This is a genomic window from Cupriavidus numazuensis, assembly GCF_905397435.1.
Classification (GTDB): Bacteria; Pseudomonadota; Gammaproteobacteria; order Burkholderiales; family Burkholderiaceae; genus Cupriavidus; species Cupriavidus numazuensis.
In genome coordinates, this window is sequence record NZ_CAJPVI010000001.1 from 127,134 (window position 1) to 143,087 (window position 15,954).

General features: G+C 64.4%; 25 protein-coding genes. 4 read left to right on the top strand and 21 right to left on the bottom strand.

Features of this window, described 5'->3' with window-relative positions; translation table 11 throughout:
• Positions 1-5: 5 nt before the first annotated feature.
• The 20 genes from KHO41_RS00620 to KHO41_RS00715 all read right to left on the bottom strand — a co-directional run bounded on the left by KHO41_RS00620 (position 6) and on the right by KHO41_RS00715 (position 13,831).
• Positions 6-437, bottom strand: coding sequence for a hypothetical protein (locus tag KHO41_RS00620; protein WP_211951376.1), 432 nt, complete (start codon positions 435-437; stop codon positions 6-8).
• Positions 434-742 (bottom strand): hypothetical protein, encoded by a 309-nt coding sequence (locus tag KHO41_RS00625; protein ID WP_211951377.1) that lies wholly within the window; start codon positions 740-742, stop codon positions 434-436. The genes KHO41_RS00620 and KHO41_RS00625 overlap by 4 nt, the downstream gene beginning before the upstream one ends.
• The gene (locus KHO41_RS00630) at positions 742-975 is read right to left on the bottom strand and encodes a hypothetical protein (RefSeq protein ID WP_211951378.1); all 234 of its coding nucleotides are present in this window, start codon (positions 973-975) and stop codon (positions 742-744) included. Before KHO41_RS00630 ends, KHO41_RS00625 begins: the two co-directional genes overlap by 1 nt.
• Positions 976-1,037: 62 nt before the next feature.
• On the bottom strand, positions 1,038-1,973 hold the full coding sequence (locus KHO41_RS00635; RefSeq protein ID WP_211951379.1) for a hypothetical protein: 936 nt from the start codon (positions 1,971-1,973) through the stop codon (positions 1,038-1,040).
• A 46-nt stretch (positions 1,974-2,019) separates the two neighbouring features.
• Positions 2,020-2,394: a DUF2190 family protein gene (locus tag KHO41_RS00640; RefSeq protein ID WP_211951380.1), complete on the bottom strand. Its 375-nt coding sequence runs from the start codon at positions 2,392-2,394 to the stop codon at positions 2,020-2,022.
• 40 nt (positions 2,395-2,434) lie between these two features.
• Positions 2,435-3,787 carry a signal peptide peptidase SppA gene (gene sppA / locus KHO41_RS00645; protein ID WP_211951381.1) on the bottom strand — a complete coding sequence of 451 codons (1,353 nt, stop codon included), beginning with the start codon at positions 3,785-3,787 and terminating at the stop codon, positions 2,435-2,437.
• A gap of 47 nt (positions 3,788-3,834) precedes the next feature.
• Positions 3,835-5,421, bottom strand: a complete 1,587-nt coding sequence (locus KHO41_RS00650; RefSeq protein ID WP_211951382.1) for a phage portal protein — start codon at positions 5,419-5,421, stop codon at positions 3,835-3,837.
• Positions 5,418-5,633, bottom strand: coding sequence for a DUF6148 family protein (locus tag KHO41_RS00655; protein WP_211951383.1), 216 nt, complete (start codon positions 5,631-5,633; stop codon positions 5,418-5,420). Before KHO41_RS00655 ends, KHO41_RS00650 begins: the two co-directional genes overlap by 4 nt.
• Before the next feature lie 3 nt (positions 5,634-5,636).
• Positions 5,637-7,793 carry a phage terminase large subunit family protein gene (locus KHO41_RS00660; RefSeq protein WP_211951384.1) on the bottom strand — a complete coding sequence of 719 codons (2,157 nt, stop codon included), beginning with the start codon at positions 7,791-7,793 and terminating at the stop codon, positions 5,637-5,639.
• Entirely contained in the window at positions 7,726-8,250 is a 525-nt protein-coding gene (locus tag KHO41_RS00665) for a terminase small subunit (RefSeq protein ID WP_211951385.1), read from the bottom strand. The genes KHO41_RS00660 and KHO41_RS00665 overlap by 68 nt, the downstream gene beginning before the upstream one ends.
• 129 nt (positions 8,251-8,379) lie before the next feature.
• Positions 8,380-9,186: a hypothetical protein gene (locus tag KHO41_RS00670; protein WP_211951386.1), complete on the bottom strand. Its 807-nt coding sequence runs from the start codon at positions 9,184-9,186 to the stop codon at positions 8,380-8,382.
• 1 nt (position 9,187) lies between these two features.
• The gene (locus KHO41_RS00675; protein WP_211951387.1) at positions 9,188-9,574 is read right to left on the bottom strand and encodes a hypothetical protein; all 387 of its coding nucleotides are present in this window, start codon (positions 9,572-9,574) and stop codon (positions 9,188-9,190) included.
• Between the two features lie 116 nt (positions 9,575-9,690).
• Positions 9,691-10,209, bottom strand: a complete 519-nt coding sequence (locus KHO41_RS00680; protein WP_211951388.1) for a hypothetical protein — start codon at positions 10,207-10,209, stop codon at positions 9,691-9,693.
• Positions 10,210-10,398: 189 nt separating this feature from the next.
• A complete protein-coding gene (locus KHO41_RS00685; RefSeq protein ID WP_211951389.1) occupies positions 10,399-10,794 on the bottom strand; it encodes a hypothetical protein in 396 nt (131 codons plus the stop codon).
• A 2-nt stretch (positions 10,795-10,796) separates the two neighbouring features.
• Positions 10,797-11,111 carry a hypothetical protein gene (locus tag KHO41_RS00690; protein WP_211951390.1) on the bottom strand — a complete coding sequence of 105 codons (315 nt, stop codon included), beginning with the start codon at positions 11,109-11,111 and terminating at the stop codon, positions 10,797-10,799.
• Positions 11,108-12,271, bottom strand: coding sequence for a hypothetical protein (locus KHO41_RS00695; RefSeq protein WP_211951391.1), 1,164 nt, complete (start codon positions 12,269-12,271; stop codon positions 11,108-11,110). The genes KHO41_RS00690 and KHO41_RS00695 overlap by 4 nt, the downstream gene beginning before the upstream one ends.
• The gene (locus tag KHO41_RS00700) at positions 12,271-12,450 is read right to left on the bottom strand and encodes a hypothetical protein (protein WP_211951392.1); all 180 of its coding nucleotides are present in this window, start codon (positions 12,448-12,450) and stop codon (positions 12,271-12,273) included. Before KHO41_RS00700 ends, KHO41_RS00695 begins: the two co-directional genes overlap by 1 nt.
• 6 nt (positions 12,451-12,456) lie before the next feature.
• Entirely contained in the window at positions 12,457-12,837 is a 381-nt protein-coding gene (locus KHO41_RS00705) for a hypothetical protein (protein WP_244873674.1), read from the bottom strand.
• Complete coding sequence (locus KHO41_RS00710) at positions 12,834-13,148, bottom strand: hypothetical protein (RefSeq protein WP_211951393.1); 315 nt, start codon at positions 13,146-13,148, stop codon at positions 12,834-12,836. Before KHO41_RS00710 ends, KHO41_RS00705 begins: the two co-directional genes overlap by 4 nt.
• 119 nt (positions 13,149-13,267) lie before the next feature.
• Positions 13,268-13,831 (bottom strand): toxin YdaT family protein, encoded by a 564-nt coding sequence (locus KHO41_RS00715; protein ID WP_211951394.1) that lies wholly within the window; start codon positions 13,829-13,831, stop codon positions 13,268-13,270.
• A 252-nt stretch (positions 13,832-14,083) separates the two neighbouring features.
• On the opposite strand from KHO41_RS00715, the gene KHO41_RS00720 reads away from it, so the two are divergent.
• Positions 14,084-14,581: a hypothetical protein gene (locus KHO41_RS00720; RefSeq protein ID WP_211951395.1), complete on the top strand. Its 498-nt coding sequence runs from the start codon at positions 14,084-14,086 to the stop codon at positions 14,579-14,581.
• 109 nt (positions 14,582-14,690) lie between these two features.
• Here the strand turns inward: KHO41_RS00720 and KHO41_RS00725 are convergent, their stop codons facing one another.
• Positions 14,691-14,885, bottom strand: a complete 195-nt coding sequence (locus KHO41_RS00725) for a hypothetical protein (protein WP_211951396.1) — start codon at positions 14,883-14,885, stop codon at positions 14,691-14,693.
• Between the two features lie 115 nt (positions 14,886-15,000).
• Here KHO41_RS00725 and KHO41_RS00730 point away from each other — a divergent pair, with 115 nt between their 5' ends.
• The 3 genes from KHO41_RS00730 to KHO41_RS41610 all read left to right on the top strand — a co-directional run bounded on the left by KHO41_RS00730 (position 15,001) and on the right by KHO41_RS41610 (position 15,946).
• The gene (locus KHO41_RS00730; protein WP_211951397.1) at positions 15,001-15,468 is read left to right on the top strand and encodes a helix-turn-helix domain-containing protein; all 468 of its coding nucleotides are present in this window, start codon (positions 15,001-15,003) and stop codon (positions 15,466-15,468) included.
• Positions 15,431-15,691, top strand: coding sequence for a hypothetical protein (locus KHO41_RS00735; protein ID WP_211951398.1), 261 nt, complete (start codon positions 15,431-15,433; stop codon positions 15,689-15,691). The genes KHO41_RS00730 and KHO41_RS00735 overlap by 38 nt, the downstream gene beginning before the upstream one ends.
• Positions 15,692-15,814: 123 nt before the next feature.
• Positions 15,815-15,946 carry a hypothetical protein gene (locus KHO41_RS41610; protein WP_280519683.1) on the top strand — a complete coding sequence of 44 codons (132 nt, stop codon included), beginning with the start codon at positions 15,815-15,817 and terminating at the stop codon, positions 15,944-15,946.
• The last annotated feature ends 8 nt before the right edge of the window (positions 15,947-15,954 follow it).

Below are 15,954 nucleotides of genomic sequence, written 5' to 3' on the forward strand. Positions count from 1 at the left end.
TCCTTTCAGGCACTCAGGCTGTTGCGCTGGGTGCGGTAGTGGAGGTCGTAGTGGACCGTGCGTGCCGACACGATGCCGCCGGCGTTGTCGTAGGCCGGCGAGTCGGTTTGCAGCTCGGCCACGTCAATGAGGCCGTCGGCAACGAAGTCCATCACCACGGGCTGGACCAGCTCGAGCACGGACTCGGACACCTGATCGGGCTCCGGATCGCGCACGACGACGGTGATCAGCACCTCGCTATGACGATCCATCATCCCGACCACGCGCTCCTCCGGCGCATCGGCGCCGTGGTGAACCACCACCACGATGCGAGTACTGCGCATGTCCAGCGCGGCGTACAGCGAGCGGGAAAACTGGGCATTCTTCGCCAGCAGCTCCGGCGATTGGCGCAGCGCGTCGTACAGCTGCTGCGCGTAGGTTTCACGAAGGGTCGTCATGTCGCCACCTTGTTCAGTTCCACGGCCACGAAGGCCCCGTCGCCCACCGGCATCGGCGCACCGAAGGCGTAATAGCTGCCCGCAGAGAAACCGCTTTCCACCACCACCAGATCGTTGCCGGTGAGCTGGCCGAACACGTCGGCCCGCCCCAGCAGCGTGAAGGACAGGCCACGCACGGTGCCCGAGATGACGTCCTTCCAGCCCTGGTCAATCAGCGCCTTCTGACTGCTGATGCCACGGCTGGCCACCGTCACCGGATCGCCGAAGTCCTCGACAAAGGCGTCGAGATCCTCGTCGACCAGCATCAGCTCTGCGGTTCCGCGCTTTCGCCGGTGCCGCCCTCGCTGCTTTCGCCGCTTGCGGTGCTTTCGCTCTGCTCGCCATCGTCAGCGGCAGCCGCCGGCTTCTTGCCGCCGAGGATCTCGACCGCGCCCAGACGCTCGAGCTGCTTGGCCTCTTCATCCGGCAGATCGAACTTGGCGCCAGTCGGATGCACCTTGTTGCCGGTGTCGACCGGCCAATTCGCTTTGACTCTCATGTCAGCCCTCGAAATGACGAAGGCCCGCACGCGGCGGGCCTTTCAGGTTGCTGTGGCGCCGCTTAGGCGATCACGTTCTGGAAGAAGTACGACAGATCCGGCGCGGTCACCAGTTCCTTGACGCGCTCGCCGGCGCGGACCTTGTAGCCGCCTTCCAGGCCGCCGTTGTCTTCGTCGAAGGTCGTATTGGAGATGCGCTCGCCCTGCTGGGCGGTAAAGCCCCAGGTGGTGGAACGCGACGTTTCCGACGGCACCTCACGGTAGGTGAAGGCCGCGTGCTTGCCCCAGGTGCGCTGCAGGCTCATGGCCTGGCCACGGCGCGCGGTATTGACGAAGGCCTCGCCCACCAGGATCTCCTCCAGCTCCAGCGCATTGGCCAGCTGCTGGCGGGTCACACCGCCAGAGGTGCCGCCCTTGCCGTTGACGTAGTCGATCACGCGCGGGTGCAGGATCAGCTTGGTCCACGCCGCGCGGCCGATCGTCATCACATTCGGACGCATGATCGGGCTATCGAGCGCGGTCAGGATGGCCGAGATCGGGTCCGAGTTGGTGTAGTCCGACCACTGGGAAGTACCCGACAGCGTCACCTTGTTGACGTGGTTGGCCGGGTTGAACACCGCATTGGCCACGCGCACCTCGCGGCCCAGCGTGACCAGCTTCATCACGAACTCGGCCGCCGTGGCCATCGGATCGACACCTTCCGGTGCGTTCCGGACGTCCTCCACCGGCACCACCTCATCGAGGCCGTAGTCGACCACCGAGGCGGTCTGCATGGTGCCGCTGGACTCGACCTGATTGGGCGCCGACTTGCGGCCCACCATCGTGTCGGGCACGGTGAATTGCTCGGCCACGTTCTGGACCAGGTACTTGAACTCAGCCTTGCCCACCGGCACGCGCGGCATGATCGCATCGGCGATCATCTGGCGGTTGGCATAGGCGATCACCACCGCCTGGATCAGCGGGGCATTAATCGGGTACGGCGCGACAGCAGTCGTCATCAAAGACTCCTAGAAATGGAATGGGAACAGCAGGCTGGCCAGCGGCTTAGCCCTGCATCAGGCCGGGCGCCAGGAACACGGGGCAGATGTCGCCGGAGACGCCCGAGACCTCGGCGAAGCCGATCAGGCGAACGTTGGCGCCGCCAGCGGGCGCAGCGGCCACCGCACGGCCACTGGCATCGGCAGTCAGCGGCTGGCCGCGCGTGACGTTGCCGCCGTACTCGATGTCAGCGATGCCGGCGCGCACCACACCGACGCGATCACCGTCGGCGTAGGCAAAGCCTTCGGTGGCGCCCAGCAGCGCGTCGGTGGCTGCTGCGGCCTGCTTGACGCCGCCGTCATTGGCGCCCTGCGCCACGATGCGATTCTTGGCCAGCGCGCCCTCGGCGCTGTGGGTCTTGATCAGGATCGGATTGCTCATGATGTCTTCCGGTAGTGGATCGAGAGAGACGGTGCCGGCCTTAGGCCGTCGCCAGTTCGGCAGCCGCCCGGGTAGCCGCCGCCGCAAAACTCAGCTTCTGGCCCGAGGCCTCGGCCGCGGTCACCAGTTCGCGGGCGCGCGCGGCGATCGCCTTCTGGTCCGGCTTGGTCGCGGCCGCCGACGCGGGCTCGCTGACAGGTGCGGCCGGCAGCGGGGGCGGTGCGTCCGCGGTCATGGCCGAGGCCTGCTTCGAGAGCGCAGCACGGTGCGCGCCGAGGACCTGCACAGCCGCCTGGTCCGGCGTGGTCTTGCCATCGGCCTTAAGCGAGGCGATCAGCGCCTCATGACCGACCATCGCGTGCGCCTCGATGCCGAGGATGCGATCGCGCTCGGCGGTGGCGCCGGCGGCGCGGGCTTCGGTCTGGATTTCAGCCAACAGCTCGGGCGACTGGGCCGCCAGATCTTCGCGGGTGATGCTCATCGTGGTTCCTTTCGGAGAGGTGGGCAGTTCTGCCCGGTTCTTGACAGGCGCGGGCTTCGCGCCAGGGAGTTGAAACTCGCCGGCGGCGAGCCGGGCGATCAATTGCTCGGCCGTGGCCATTCCGTCCACGAGTCCGGCATCGATGGCTTGCTGGCCGATGAAGATGCGGCCATCCGCCATATCGGAGAGCACGGTGTCTACTGACGCGCCGCGGTTCTTGGCAACGGCGTCGACAAACTGCTCGTACATGTAATCGGAGTGCGCCTGCATCGTCGCCCGGCCTTCATCCGAGAGCGGCGCATAGCTGCTGGCGATGCGCTTGTACTTGCCCGAGTAGATCTCGGTCGTCTTGACGCCGCGCTGCGTCTCAGCGCCGGACACATCGCGGTGCGCATTGACCACGCCGATCGAGCCGACTTGCGTGGTGCTGTCGGCGACATACACGGCCTGGGCGGCGCTGCCGATCCAGTAGGCCGCGCTGGCCATGGTGCCGTCGGCGAGCGCCACCACGGGCTTGATCGCACCGACTTCGCGCACGATGTCGGCGAGCTGCTGCGTGCCGGCCACGGTGCCACCTGGCGAATCGATATGCAGCAGGATCGCGCCCACCTGGCGATTGGCTGCCGCGGCGCGCAAGTCCCGGCTGATCAGGTCGCTGGAGGCTCCGCCCGAGACATCGGTGAAGAGGTTGGCGCGCTGCGCGATCGTGCCCATGATCGGCACAATCGCCACGCCATTGAGGATCTCGTAGTCTTGCGGCGTGCTACCCAGCGGCTTGCCGATGCTCGCCTCGACCGCCTTCAGATCGATGGCATCGCCACGCATACGCATGTCGTATGCGTCTACGATGGCCACCAGCTTGTCGGGCAGGATTGCCCACGCGCCCGTGACCACGTCCAGTAGTCGGTTCATCGTCGCTCCAGAAAAGCGAAACCCGCCACATGGGCGGGTTCGGGTTGTCATTGATCGTTCGCGTTATCGGGCGGCGCCGGCGGCGCGGTGGCCTGTCCAGGCGGCTGCAGGAGACCGTCGCGCTCACGCGCGGCATGCTCGCGAGTTTGCTGAGCGTGGTTGTCTTCCCAGTTACTGCCGTCATAGGCCATCGTTTCCTTAGCCAGCGTGGTGCGCCCGATCTTGAGGTTCAGCTCGGAGGCCTGCGCCTCTTTCATCGGGTCGATCGCACCTGGCGCATCGCCCACCCACTGACAACCAAGCCAGGCGCGGCGGATCAGCGGATGGTTGAAGTAGCCCGGCGCCGACAGATAGCCGTTGGCCACCGCCTCGTCGATGATCAACTCATAGACCGGCTGGCAGAAGTTGGTGGCCAGCCAGAACCGGCGCATCTTGAAGAAGCGCCACGCGTCCAGAATCGCTGCCCGCGCCGCGGTATAGCTCGAGGTGTAATGCTTGATCAGTACCTCAAACGGCAGCTCCAGCGCCACCCCGATCTGCCGCAGGATCGACTGCACGAACGGATCGAACAGCGCATTGGGCCGGCCAGGGTTGATCACCTCGACACTGTCGCCCGGCGCGCCCTGGATCACCGCGCCCTTGCCTAGTTTGTAGTCCGGATCAGGCTCGTTATGGTCCGGCGGCAGTGGACCCTCGCCGTCCCCCGACTTGATGAAGACGGTGAACATGCCGGAGACCACCGCCGCGGCCAACTCAGCATCGGTATAGGTGCCGAGCTGGCGTAGCGGGTCGATTACTGGCGCCAGGTAAGGCTCGCCGCGCGTCATGCCGATGCGCCGCCGCTCGAACAGATGCAGCACATTGCGCCGGCCAGTGCCGCTGCCGAACGCATCGCGCTGATCCCACTGGCGTTGACCGCCGGCGGCGCCGAGGGCACCGGGGTGCTTACGCAGAAAGTGGTACGCGGTCGGAGCGCCGAATTCGTCGAGTTCGACACCACCCGCAAACTTGTCGTCGTCGCGCCGGCCCTGCGGGTTGCAACAACGATCGGCCTCGATCAGCTGCAGGCGCGTGCGGTACCGCGTGCGATGACGATCAATCATCGGCGTCAGCACAAAAGCATCACCGTTCTCCACCGTTGAACGAAAGGCCAGGTTCTGCAGCTCGTAGAACGTCTGTCCCAATGCCGCGTCGCATTCCTTGCTCTCGGCCCACAGCGCAAACTCTCGCTGCGCCTGGCGCTGCCACGCAGTCGCCTCCTCCTGCGTAAGGCCCAGCACGTCCGCATCGACTGTCGGCTGCGGCGCGAGGCCGGTACCGACCACGTTGGTGACCAACGTATTGATCGCGCCGCGAGCGAGCGGGTTATTGCGCGCCAGGTCACGACTGCGGTTACGCAGCATGGCCAGCTGCGGGATCAGGTCGGCATCCGCCGAACCACCGAACGCAAACCAGTTCTTGAGCGAGCGCTTGGTGGTCGAGCCGCCCTCATATGCGCCGGAGTAAGCCTCGTACGCACCCGAGTAGGCTTGCACCGTACGCGCGTGCGCACGGCGATTGCCAGCGGTCGGGTTGAAGTAGTTGACGACGCGGTCGATCACCGTCAGCTTGGGGACGGGCTTCGGGGCCATCATTCCACCACCCCGTAACCGATCGTCATGCGACGACCGCCGCGCCGGGCTCGCGCCACGCGCGCTTCCCAGTAGTCGATCTGCTGGCGGATCTCGGCGGCGTCCACGCGGGTCATCTTACGGCCGCCGATCTCGTAAGCCTGGCCTTTGGCCACGGCGATGCTGGCGGCCAGCCAGACATCGAGTTGGGCCTGCGCCTGTTCGGCTGTGATCATGGGTCAAATCTCCACGCCACGCGACACGGTGCCATATCGGCGCCGACGTACTGGTGGCAAGTTGGGTGAATCGGTGTCAACGATGGGCGCCGGCGGCGGCACCTGTACGACGTCGTCGCCGCTCGGCTCGTCGTCGGCGGCGTCTTCCGACTCGGCTGATGCAGCTGTCGTCGCGGGTGGCTCCGGCGGCGCCTCCACGGCTTCTGGCTCATCGAACAGACCGCCCTGCGAAAGTCGCGACTCCAGAATCGACCAGTCGCGCTCTTGCATCAGGTGGACCTTGGCCGCACGCGTGGCGTGGAGCGCATAGACCTCGCAGTCCAGTGCCTCGTTACGCTTGCCGACCTTCTTTTGCCAGACGCGGATCACGTGCCCGTTCTGCTGCCGCACCGGCGCCTTGACCTCGGCGAGGAGCTGCTCGTAGTAGTCCGCGATCACGCTTTTGTAGACGTGAAAGCGGCCCGGCCCCTTGCCTTCCAGGCTGACGCGCCCGCGCTCACCGATCAGCAGATCCTTGGCGCGTCCGACACCGACCATGAACACCGACACGCCATAGCGCGCGGCCTTGGTGTTCTTCTTGTTGGTCTCCAGCACCGGCCCCGGCTTGCGGAAAATCTCCGCGTCCGGGCTGCGCGCGCCCTTAATGGCCATCACGTGCGGCACGCCGCGGCCCTGGCGCGATCGCACGTACTTGTAGACCGCGTCGGATGTGTTGCCGTCCGAGCTATCGATCGACGCGGCGCCGATCCCCAGCGCAAAGCCGCGCTCGTTGCGGTATTTGCCAAAGAGCAGCTTGTCGAGCTGATTCCAGCAGTCGTCCGAGATCAACCCGGTCTGGCCATACAGGCGCTCATACAGCACCAGCCAGGACTCCTCACCGCGGCCATAGGCGCGGATGATGACCTCCAGGCGATCCGGCTGCACGTCGACGCCCATCACCAGGACCAGACCACCGGCCGGCACCGTGCGTGGCTGGTAGTCCTTCGCGCGATCGGCCAGCTGCTCGGGCTTCGCCTGGTCGCCCTTGAACGAGTAGGCCTCGCCCTTCGAGCTGTTGGTGAAAGCCACCAGCTTGCTCTCGTCGCCCATTGCCAGGTGATGCAGCGCCGTGAGCCAGTTCTCCATCAAGGTCGGCATGGTCGAGCCCGGAAACGGGCTGTACAGCTCGTTGATGAAGTAACCGGCGATGCCGTTAAACGGTGCGGTGGCCATCCAGCGACCGCCGCGCACGTTGCGGCGCTTCTCCGCGTCGTTCCAGATCCCGCCGCAGTGCGGGCAGACGTAGTACGCCTTTTCCGGCACCTTGTTGCCGAAGATCGGATGCGATGCGTCCGGGTCTTCCGGGCACTTCAGGTTGTCGAAGCTGAGCGCGTGCTCCTCGCCGCAGTGGTGGCACGGCACCATGCCGACGCGTTTGTCGGACAGCTCCATCTCGGCCGCAATGGTCGACGTGCCCTCGACCGTCGGCGTGCCGCCGATGACGATCTTGACGCGCGAGCGCCGGAACGTCTTGGTCCGTTCCTTGGCCAGCTTGATCGAGTCGCCCTGGCCACGCAGGTTCAAGTTGCAGTCGTCCGGCTCCTCGATGAAGATCCGCGGAATCGGGCTCGACTTCACCGAGCTGGGCGAGTTGGAGCCGACCAGCTTGAGAAAGCCGCCGCGAAAGCGCTTGAACAGCATGCGCTGCTGCGATTTGCGGCTGCGCAGATCCACCGCCTGGCGCAGGCGCGCTGTGGCGGTGACCATCGGCTCGAACTTCTCGGCCATGTATTCCTTGGCCGCGCCCTCTTTCGGGAACAGACCAAGGATCGGCGACGGGTCCAGGTCGATCCACTTGCCGAGCACGTTGCCGAGCACGCCCGAGGTCCAGGCCACCTGGGCCGACTTCTGGCAGCACACCTCGATCACGCTCGGATCGTCCAGCGCCTCGAGCGGATTGCCTGGCCAGCACAGGTAAGGCGTCACCTCCGGGTCGTACTTGCCGGCGCGGTCGGCCTCGATCGACGACAGGTAGCGATACTTGCGCGCCCATTCCAGCGCATTCATGCGCGGCGGCAGTGCCCAGCATGACACGGCCGTGCGCAGCGCGCGTTTAGCCGTCGTCGTCATCCTCTTCATCGTCGAAGGCATCGTCAGGATGCTCAGCGTCGGGATCTCCATCGTCATCCTCGTCCAGGTGTTGGAGTTTCGCCAGGCACTCCTCGATATAGGGCAACACCAGCTGCTCGTCGATCTCGACGCCGTGTTTCTCGAAGACAGCGTCGGCGAGCTTTCCGCCCAGCAAAAGCAGTTCGGTCTTGGCCGCCTCGATGTGGCCGCTCCACCGGCTTTCGAACTCGGCTGCTGGTGCCAGCATCTTTAGCTTCTCGCCGATGCGGATCTCGACCTCGATCTTGCGTGCGCGATCCAGTTCGTCTTTCGGGCTCGACAGGCCTGCGCGATGCAGCTCGCGCTGTGTGAGCCAGCCAATCACCGCGCTGGTGTCGTACTCGTTGCCGCGACCGCGCTGGCCAGACAGCTTGACGGGCATGCCCTCGTCTTTCTGCCAGCGAATCAGCGTCTGCACGGCGAAGCCGGTGATCTCCGCCAGCTCCTGCAGGTTGACTGTCTTGCCCATCGGACTCCCCAAACTAACTAACCCTAGAGCCCCCTTTATCTAGAAACAAAACGCGGCTCGAATCACCCCCATGCGAGCGAGCCCGGAAGGACCCGCAACCCTGGGCAGGCCCGACCCAGCCCCAGGGCATCACGGCCGGGCCGTGGCCATGGCGTGCGCGGCCGACGCCTGGAAGTTGGGCACGAGGTTGGCATCCACCGTCTCGCGCACCAGGTCGAAGAACGGGAAGATCGGCCGGTAGGCCGGCTGCCGCACGAACAGCAGCACGGGCTTCGCGCCGCCGCGCTGCAGATGCGCGATGCGTCCGCTTTCCGCCGTGCTGTAGGCCATGCGCTGGTAGATGCCCGGCGGCAACTTGCCCTCCTGCCGAGCCAGCGCGAAATACGAAAAGCCGCGTACGCCCTGCTTGGGCTTGCCCTTGAGCAAATTGGTGCGCCGCTTGTCCGTCATGTTTGCACGGTAGCCCTGCTCGCCGAACGCACGGAAGTACGACAGCAGCTGCACGATCTGGCCGCGGCTCAAGTTGCCGAAGGCATCGAGCTGTGCGGCTTGCCCGGTCACGGTGTACATGCCGGACGGGAGTACTCCTGCCGCCTGCAGCGCGCGCTCGTAGCGCTTCTGCCGACGCTGACCACCAATGACCTCGGGACCGAGATACCGCTCGGCCGGCGTGCCCTTGCCCGCCTCGTCCTTGACCCACACCTTGGCCTCAAGCCGATCCTTGGTCGCATACGCGATCCAGATCGAGTTGAGGGTGTACGGCGTGGGCCGATCGAAGCGCCGCGCCATCTCGTCGACCAGGCGCTGCTTGGCCTGCTTCGCGGTCTCATTGAGCGCAACGCGCAAGGCATAGGGCAACTGCCGGCCGAGCTGGTCTCGCATCGCGCCGATGACGGCCCCGACCTCGGCGCGGACGGTGAATTCGGGGCCCGGCATATCAGACCGTATGCGTGCCTTCGACACCGCGGCGCATGCGCGCGATGGTGCGCTGCTGCAGCCAGTGCATCGCTTCCTCGATCTTCGTCAGCGCGATCGCATTCTCGCGGCAGGCGAACGGGCCAGCCTGGAACGAGCGAAGCCGGTCCGCCACGATGGCCAGCAGCACTTCCTGCGTGATGCCGTTGATGCCGGCCTCGTTGATCGGGCCGTTCTGGAATAGGACCGCCAGCGCCGTCTCGGCGCCATCGCTGGACACGTTGGTCGAAGCGTCGAAGCCCTGCACGACATAGCGATGATTTGCACCACCCGAGCCAGGTTGATCCGTGACGGTGATGGTCAGCTTATCGCTTGCCGGGTTGATGATGTGATCGGTGATGGTCCGCATGATCGAAATGGAAATCGAAAAGAAATCGGGCCGATGCGCATTGCACCGGCCCGACGGAAAGCCTGCCTTGCGACCCCACGACGCGCGGCAGGCGGGAGACACCAGATCGAGTCCGATCAGGCCAGACTCAAACTCTTGAGCAGCGTCTGCAGCTGCCGCAGCTTGCCGAGGTTCGCATCCTGCTCGGCCATGCTGCCCTCGATCAGCAGCGCCGCATCCTCCAGGTTAGTGACCAGCTTGCGGAGCTGCTCGCACACGGCAGTCAGACCCACTGTGATTTGCGCGATCACGTCGATAGGACGCGGGGCATTCTTCAGACCAACGAATGACGGCACACTGCCTACGGCCTTCACGACTGACTCGTATTCCTGCGCCGCCTTCCCAACGACTGTCATTCCCTTGACCTCCACGCGTTTGAACAGGCCGGGCTGCGACTCACCGACTACGCCGCCGCTCTTGAGCGCGATGAGGCAACCAACCACCGTGCGATGGTCGACGCTACCGCCCGTCGCGCGGCGCACCGCGCCAACAATCTGCGGCACCGACCACGCCGCCTGGATCGGCACGGCGTCGTACACCTTGCGCGCGATCGCAGACTGGCCCTGCAGCTTCGCGTCCAGTTTCGCCGGCGTCATCGCACGCCCCACCAAGGCAGGCGTGCACTCATGCACATCCGCGTCCACACGCCGCAGGCCAAGTAGCCGTAAGTCATCATCATCGCAGGCTCCGGAAAGCAAAAAGCCCGACCTGGCATCAACCGGATCGGGCTTCGTTTCGCTGCACGCACTGAAACCACAGCGTAGCCGAAATCTATCACCACTCTGTCAGGATTTGAGCAAGATGCGAAGGGGGGGTGTACTAACACCCGGATTCTTAAGGAGAAATCCGATTATCTTTGTCAAGGTCGCATGTAGGCGCCACACATGGCTCTCGCTTACGCGCATCTCAGCGGCGATCATCGACTTCGGCCACTCGCGGATGTACCAGGCGCTCGCCAGTTGCTGGAGTTCGCCGGGCAATTTGCGGATGGCGTCGTGCGTCCGCTCGCAAGCCTCCTGGAACACCGGCACATACGCCCGCACCGGCAGCGCGCGAATTTCCTCGAGCGTCAGACAGCTCTCGCCGTAGCCATTCCGGACCCCGCCCGACTTGGCCCATTTCGCCCACGACTGCAGACTCGCCACCACCCACGCGTCCTGCGCATCGTCGCCCTTCGCCATGCTCACCTCCGCTTGCCCACAATGGCGCGCATATGCGCCAGACCTCGATCGGCTGCCGATGCGTCCCTCGGCAGGTTGTCCACCTCCGGCACGCCAGGGATCGGCGCCAGGTGTTCACGCCGCGCGATCTGCCACAGCCGCGTCCATCGCTCGGCCGCGGCCGGCCAAGTACCCGGCCGGATCTCGCCCACACCGTATCGCACCGCAGCCCAGTACACCGCACGGTCACTCCATCGGTCGCACTGGCTGACACGCAGCGGCAGCTGCTCGACGGCTTCCGCATATGCAGCCTCCGGGCTGAGTTCGCGCGTCGTCATCGCTGAGCCGCGCCGCGCACGAGTTGCCGTAACTTGCCCGCTCCCGGGTATCCCGGCGCATCGCAAAGCGCTGCCGCGAACGCCTCGTCGTCGGCCTTCTGCCGCGCCATGGTCTGCGCAACTTCCTGCCGCGCCAGCGCGATTTTGTCGGCATAGTCGGTCCGCCATGCCTCGCCCTTTTCTTGCGCGTTCTGCAACAATTTTGCGAAGTATGGCCACGGAGACTTGACCACACCGGCCGCCATAGCGCCGCGCCATTCGTCCAAAACTCGCTGGAACAACGGCTCGCCTACCTCGCTCTGTGATCGCACAAGGTAGCGCCGATCCTCGCTGGCCATGCGCACCGGCCACGCCCTATCTGCCTCCCACGTAACCGGACCTACCCCCCTCTCTGCAAGCCGGGCCGAAGGCCCTTCCCCACCGACGTTCGTTGCCTCGTGGCGTTCCTCTGAGGGCCGTGGCGTGTCTGCACCACGCTGTTGGGGGTCCGATTTGCCCCCCGCGCCATCGGCGTGGGGGGGTGGATTTGCACTTCCCTCGGACACCGACTCGCCCTGGAGCGGCGCAACGAAGGCAACAGCCTCTGCAGGCTGTTGGTGTTGGGGGTCCTGCTCACCTCCCGCGCCGCAGGCGTGGGGGGCTAGATGAACCGCTCCGCCGGAGCCGCCAGCATCTGCATCGTGGGGAGGGTTGGGAGGGGTATAGGTTTTACCGGACGCCGGGTGTGTGGCGGCTTCGGCGTTTTTGCCCGCTGTGGACAAGTCCCGCGAACCCTTGCCACGCCGAGGTTTCGCCGCACCCGGACGCTGTATCGACTTCGTATCGGCCTGTTTTGGGCCAGTGCTATCACGGTCCGCGAGTGGGCAGGCAAAGATCATTTCGCCGACGCGGCCCATCCTGCGCAGCAGCCCAATCTGTTGGAGGCGTGCGAGCATCCGCTGCAGCTTGCTCTTGTCGTGCGATAGGTACTTCACGCCAGGGCGCGCCGCTCGCTCAGTCCACTCCTTGAGTGCTTGGTAGGACAGCCGCGGGCGACGCCCCACCACCCCCGTCGCGAAGTCCATGCGCGGCCGTAGCGCGCCGATGTACAGGCGAAACAGTTCGTCGCTCTCCCCGTCAAGGGCCTCGAACTCGGCGGCACTGATACGGATCGTCGACATCAATCGCCCTCCACGTTGTCAATCATGGCGATCACTGCCCAGTCGTGGCCGTGCTCCCACTGGCGGTAGTGACTGCCATAGCGCGGGAGATACGGGTTCGACTCGAGTCGCTCGCCTCTCACTGCAGCAGCACGCCCCTCGGCGCGCAGGGATTCGATCGATTGAATTGGTAGGTCCATAACCAGTCACGGCCGCACGCTGGCGGCCTCACAGAGAACATCGAAGGTGGCCACGAACTCGGGCGAGGTCGCAGCGACAAGAGCGGCGCGGTAGGCCTCACGCGCGGCGCCGGCCGGCATGGAGGCGCTACGCGCCGCACAAACAAGCGCCAGCGCAGACATCTCGCCGCCGGCGTTGAAGACCCAGAACACGTCAGAAAGCGGCCAGAATTCGAGCAGGTCGCGCGCGAAGGCCTGCAGCGCTTGCAGGCCCTTCGGCTTACGCACGCGCTCCAGCCAATGCCAGGCGCAGCTGAGCTGGCTGCCGCGGTCGCACGCGCGGCCCATTCCGGCCCGCGTCGACTTGCAGCAGCTCATGTCGCGCCAAAACACGAACTCGACCTTCACCGCGACACTCTCCTATCGAAGGCGCACACCGCATCCCAGATCTTCAGAAGATCCGCATTGCCATCCCACTCGTCGCCCAGGCGGTGGTTCTGATACACCGCCCGTCGACGCTGCTTGGCGAAATTGGGATCTTTCTCGTTGATGATGGCGAAGATGCGCGCGTCCTCACGACGAACCCGCCTGGTGCGCGCCGCCTTTTCACCGACCGCTGCAGGCGGGTCTTTCCTTTTCGGCATGGCGAAGACCGCGAACCTCTCCGCAGCCCGGCCCTTTTTGATTTGGCGCTCGACGTAGTCGGCGATGCGATCCATCAGCTCGTTCCGCTCCCGCGTCGTGAGAGGTCTCTCCCGGCGATACAGGTTCCGGTGACGTGGGCGCGAGCCGGTATCGGGCGCCAACTTGTCGGCACCCGGGAGCAAATCAACACGGGTCATACTGATTGCGTCTCGGTGAACGCGTGCGAGGCCATGGCTGCCTCGATATGGCGCAGGACACCTTGCTGCGAAGCCACTGCTTCGCTGACCTCACGGTAGGCTGTACGCAGCGCCTCGAGCGACGCGTCCGACATCAGACTCGTCACTGCCAGGTGCGCCTCGCTGTCCTCCTTGAGCATGGCCGCCAGGAGCAGCGGGACCTGCAGCTCTGCGGCGACGCCCGCGCAAAGCGGACGCACGGTCAGGCCAAACGGCGCGAGCAGTTGGCCCAGCAGTTTGAGTCGCAGATCTCCCGGCAAGGCCGCCAGGATGGTCGGAATGAAATTGGCCGGCAGGAGCGCGTTGTCTTTGGTCTCGTCGTCAAGCCAGCGAAAGATACGGTCAGCGTTGACCTTCATCCGCTCGTATGCATCCGGCGTGCGCGGATCGAACCGGATACCGGTGCGGTCCCCTACTCCCAGCGATTCGTGGGTGATGACGATTTCCTGCGCGACCGTCTCGCGCCCCCAGCGTTCACGAGTGCGCCAAGTGGTCACGCTCGCGCGCAGCAGGCCGATCAAAGTCTGTTGCGAATTGATTCGCATGCTTTCTTGTTCCCCGGTGACTAGACTGCCTACACAACAAATCGGCTCCATCGAAGCGCCGCAGCCAGGGAGAAATCTGTGTTCCAACCCAAGCCGATATTTCTTCGCCGTTTGACCCCAGTCGAGAGGCGGCGAAGTACCCCTCGTCGGAAGAATTGGCGCGCACCCCAAGATCAGGTAATGGTGGTCGGCTCTGACCTCAACAACCAACCTGAACAGGGGATGCGCATGGACCTCGCACTTCTAAGCGGTGTTGCGACCGCCATCGGCGTCGCCAAGGACATCGGGAAGGCCGCCATTGGACTCCGCGATGCAAACCAACTCGCGGACGTCGTCAGTCGGATGAACGAACAACTCCTCAAGGCCCAAGACAGTCTGTTCGCGCACAACGCCCAACTCCTCCAACTGCAGCAGCAGTACTTCCAAGCCACACAAGAGTTGCGCGTAGTGAAAGAAGCCATAGCGGAGCGCAGTCGCTATACGCTTTTCGAGCTCAGTCCCGGCGGCCATGTCTATCGCGCAGATGCCAGACCAGTACTTTCCGAGGCCGGTGATCCAATCGCGACGGAGCCCCAGCACTACATCTGCCAGCCCTGCTTCGACCAGGTTCCGAATCGAAAGGTCGTCCTGCAATTGATCCCCGAGCGCTACATAAGCGGCCGTCGTTACCTCCCGTATTGGCACTGCTCCGCCTGCAGCAATAAGGTCGTTCTGCGCGGGAATTGACTCGCTCGGCGCCGTCGTTGTCGTGCCTGTACTAGGGCTACTGATCATTGTTCTTGAACTTGGCGTACTGGAAGTCGACGGAAGGGACTGACCGGTATGGCCGTTGGGCTCAGACGGCCTCATCGCCGGCCTCATCCGAGATGAACTGGTCGATTTTTTCGAGCGTGTCGGATCGCGGGTAGTAGTCGTCAGAGTTAGCAATCCGCTCGAGCGTCTTGGGATTGACTCCCAGCTTCTCAGCGATTGCACCGCGCCGACCACGCTGCCTCCGCAACCATTCACGAACCTGTTTGGTGTCTCTCATAGCCGGGGATGGTAGTACACATATGTACATTTCTCAACAGCTTTCTAGTTCACATAGGAACCACTACGATTCGTACCATCGGAGGATGCGGAAAAGCCTCGTCAACACCCCAAGCATGAGCACACTGATTGCTCAGCTAAATTCCATGATCGGCCCGGGCAAACGGTTCGCGAGCATCAACGCTATGGCGGTCGAGTTGGGCATGCACCCAACAACACTGCGCCGCTACATGAGCATGGAATCGGACATCACACTTTCGATGCTCGACCACATCTCCAGCGGCCTCGGCCTTCGGCCCGATACCCTGCTGGACCCCAAAGCTGGTGACGTCGAGCCAGCTCACAGCCTCGTCCTGGAAAGCCTCGACCTTTTGCGGGGCCTCCCAGCACCCGAACTGCAGCGCGTTTTTCAAATGCTAGAGGCCTACGCATCCCCCTCTAAAGCACGTCTTGAAAAGTCCCGTTCTGCCGTCGACTTAGATACTTTGACCGAGCCCCACGCCCCGACAGAAAAAGAAGGGCACGGGCTGGAAGGGGTATCACGTAGTGGAACTGGTCGACATCAACGAAAGGGAACGCGCTGAAATTCACGATGCTCTAATCGCCTTGCTTCGCCTGAATGGCGAAGGGCGACTTCGGGGGCTAACCTTCGGCCTCGCTCTCGATAACGGGGACTACCGGATCGGCGTCAAAGGGAGTTCGCGGCGCCATCCGATGGAAGCCCTCGCGCTGTTCGCTCGGGGGACCTCCACCGCGAACAACCTCGTCACAGCCCACCTTCAAGGGCTCACCAGCACCGAGCAATAGCCCTATCGTACATATATGTCCGATAGGTATTATTTCGAGACCACGCGCCCGAAATAGTACATTTATGTCTGGTCAATAGTTCATATGTACACTACACTCCGCCTCATCTTGAAGGAGGCGCATATGAACAGGAAGAACCGCATCCCCGCATGGATCGCCTACCTCGCCCTGGTAGCCGTGACCCTCGTCGCCCACGCCTGCGCAGTTGAATCCGACGCCCAGGCCGATGCCGCTGTGCCGGCGCGCCACGTGTGAGGCCTGGC

Coding starts and splice junctions, on each gene's coding strand:
- KHO41_RS00670 (WP_211951386.1), bottom strand. CDS start 9,186: ATGCCGGGCCCCGAATTCACCGTCCGCGCCGAGGTCGGGGCCGTCATC.
- KHO41_RS00620 (WP_211951376.1), bottom strand. CDS start 437: ATGACGACCCTTCGTGAAACCTACGCGCAGCAGCTGTACGACGCGCTG.
- KHO41_RS00665 (WP_211951385.1), bottom strand. CDS start 8,250: ATGGGCAAGACAGTCAACCTGCAGGAGCTGGCGGAGATCACCGGCTTC.
- KHO41_RS00725 (WP_211951396.1), bottom strand. CDS start 14,885: ATGAGAGACACCAAACAGGTTCGTGAATGGTTGCGGAGGCAGCGTGGT.
- KHO41_RS00680 (WP_211951388.1), bottom strand. CDS start 10,209: ATGACGCCGGCGAAACTGGACGCGAAGCTGCAGGGCCAGTCTGCGATC.
- KHO41_RS00720 (WP_211951395.1), top strand. CDS start 14,084: ATGGACCTCGCACTTCTAAGCGGTGTTGCGACCGCCATCGGCGTCGCC.
- KHO41_RS00675 (WP_211951387.1), bottom strand. CDS start 9,574: ATGCGGACCATCACCGATCACATCATCAACCCGGCAAGCGATAAGCTG.
- KHO41_RS00625 (WP_211951377.1), bottom strand. CDS start 742: ATGCTGGTCGACGAGGATCTCGACGCCTTTGTCGAGGACTTCGGCGAT.
- KHO41_RS00630 (WP_211951378.1), bottom strand. CDS start 975: ATGAGAGTCAAAGCGAATTGGCCGGTCGACACCGGCAACAAGGTGCAT.
- KHO41_RS00650 (WP_211951382.1), bottom strand. CDS start 5,421: ATGATGGCCCCGAAGCCCGTCCCCAAGCTGACGGTGATCGACCGCGTC.
- KHO41_RS00660 (WP_211951384.1), bottom strand. CDS start 7,793: ATGGAGATCCCGACGCTGAGCATCCTGACGATGCCTTCGACGATGAAG.
- KHO41_RS00700 (WP_211951392.1), bottom strand. CDS start 12,450: ATGGACCTACCAATTCAATCGATCGAATCCCTGCGCGCCGAGGGGCGT.
- KHO41_RS00710 (WP_211951393.1), bottom strand. CDS start 13,148: ATGGATCGCATCGCCGACTACGTCGAGCGCCAAATCAAAAAGGGCCGG.
- KHO41_RS00635 (WP_211951379.1), bottom strand. CDS start 1,973: ATGACGACTGCTGTCGCGCCGTACCCGATTAATGCCCCGCTGATCCAG.
- KHO41_RS00640 (WP_211951380.1), bottom strand. CDS start 2,394: ATGAGCAATCCGATCCTGATCAAGACCCACAGCGCCGAGGGCGCGCTG.
- KHO41_RS00690 (WP_211951390.1), bottom strand. CDS start 11,111: ATGACGACGCGCGAACTCAGCCCGGAGGCTGCATATGCGGAAGCCGTC.
- KHO41_RS41610 (WP_280519683.1), top strand. CDS start 15,815: ATGAACAGGAAGAACCGCATCCCCGCATGGATCGCCTACCTCGCCCTG.
- sppA (WP_211951381.1), bottom strand. CDS start 3,787: ATGAACCGACTACTGGACGTGGTCACGGGCGCGTGGGCAATCCTGCCC.
- KHO41_RS00695 (WP_211951391.1), bottom strand. CDS start 12,271: ATGTCGACGATCCGTATCAGTGCCGCCGAGTTCGAGGCCCTTGACGGG.
- KHO41_RS00685 (WP_211951389.1), bottom strand. CDS start 10,794: ATGGCGAAGGGCGACGATGCGCAGGACGCGTGGGTGGTGGCGAGTCTG.
- KHO41_RS00655 (WP_211951383.1), bottom strand. CDS start 5,633: ATGATCACAGCCGAACAGGCGCAGGCCCAACTCGATGTCTGGCTGGCC.
- KHO41_RS00730 (WP_211951397.1), top strand. CDS start 15,001: ATGAGCACACTGATTGCTCAGCTAAATTCCATGATCGGCCCGGGCAAA.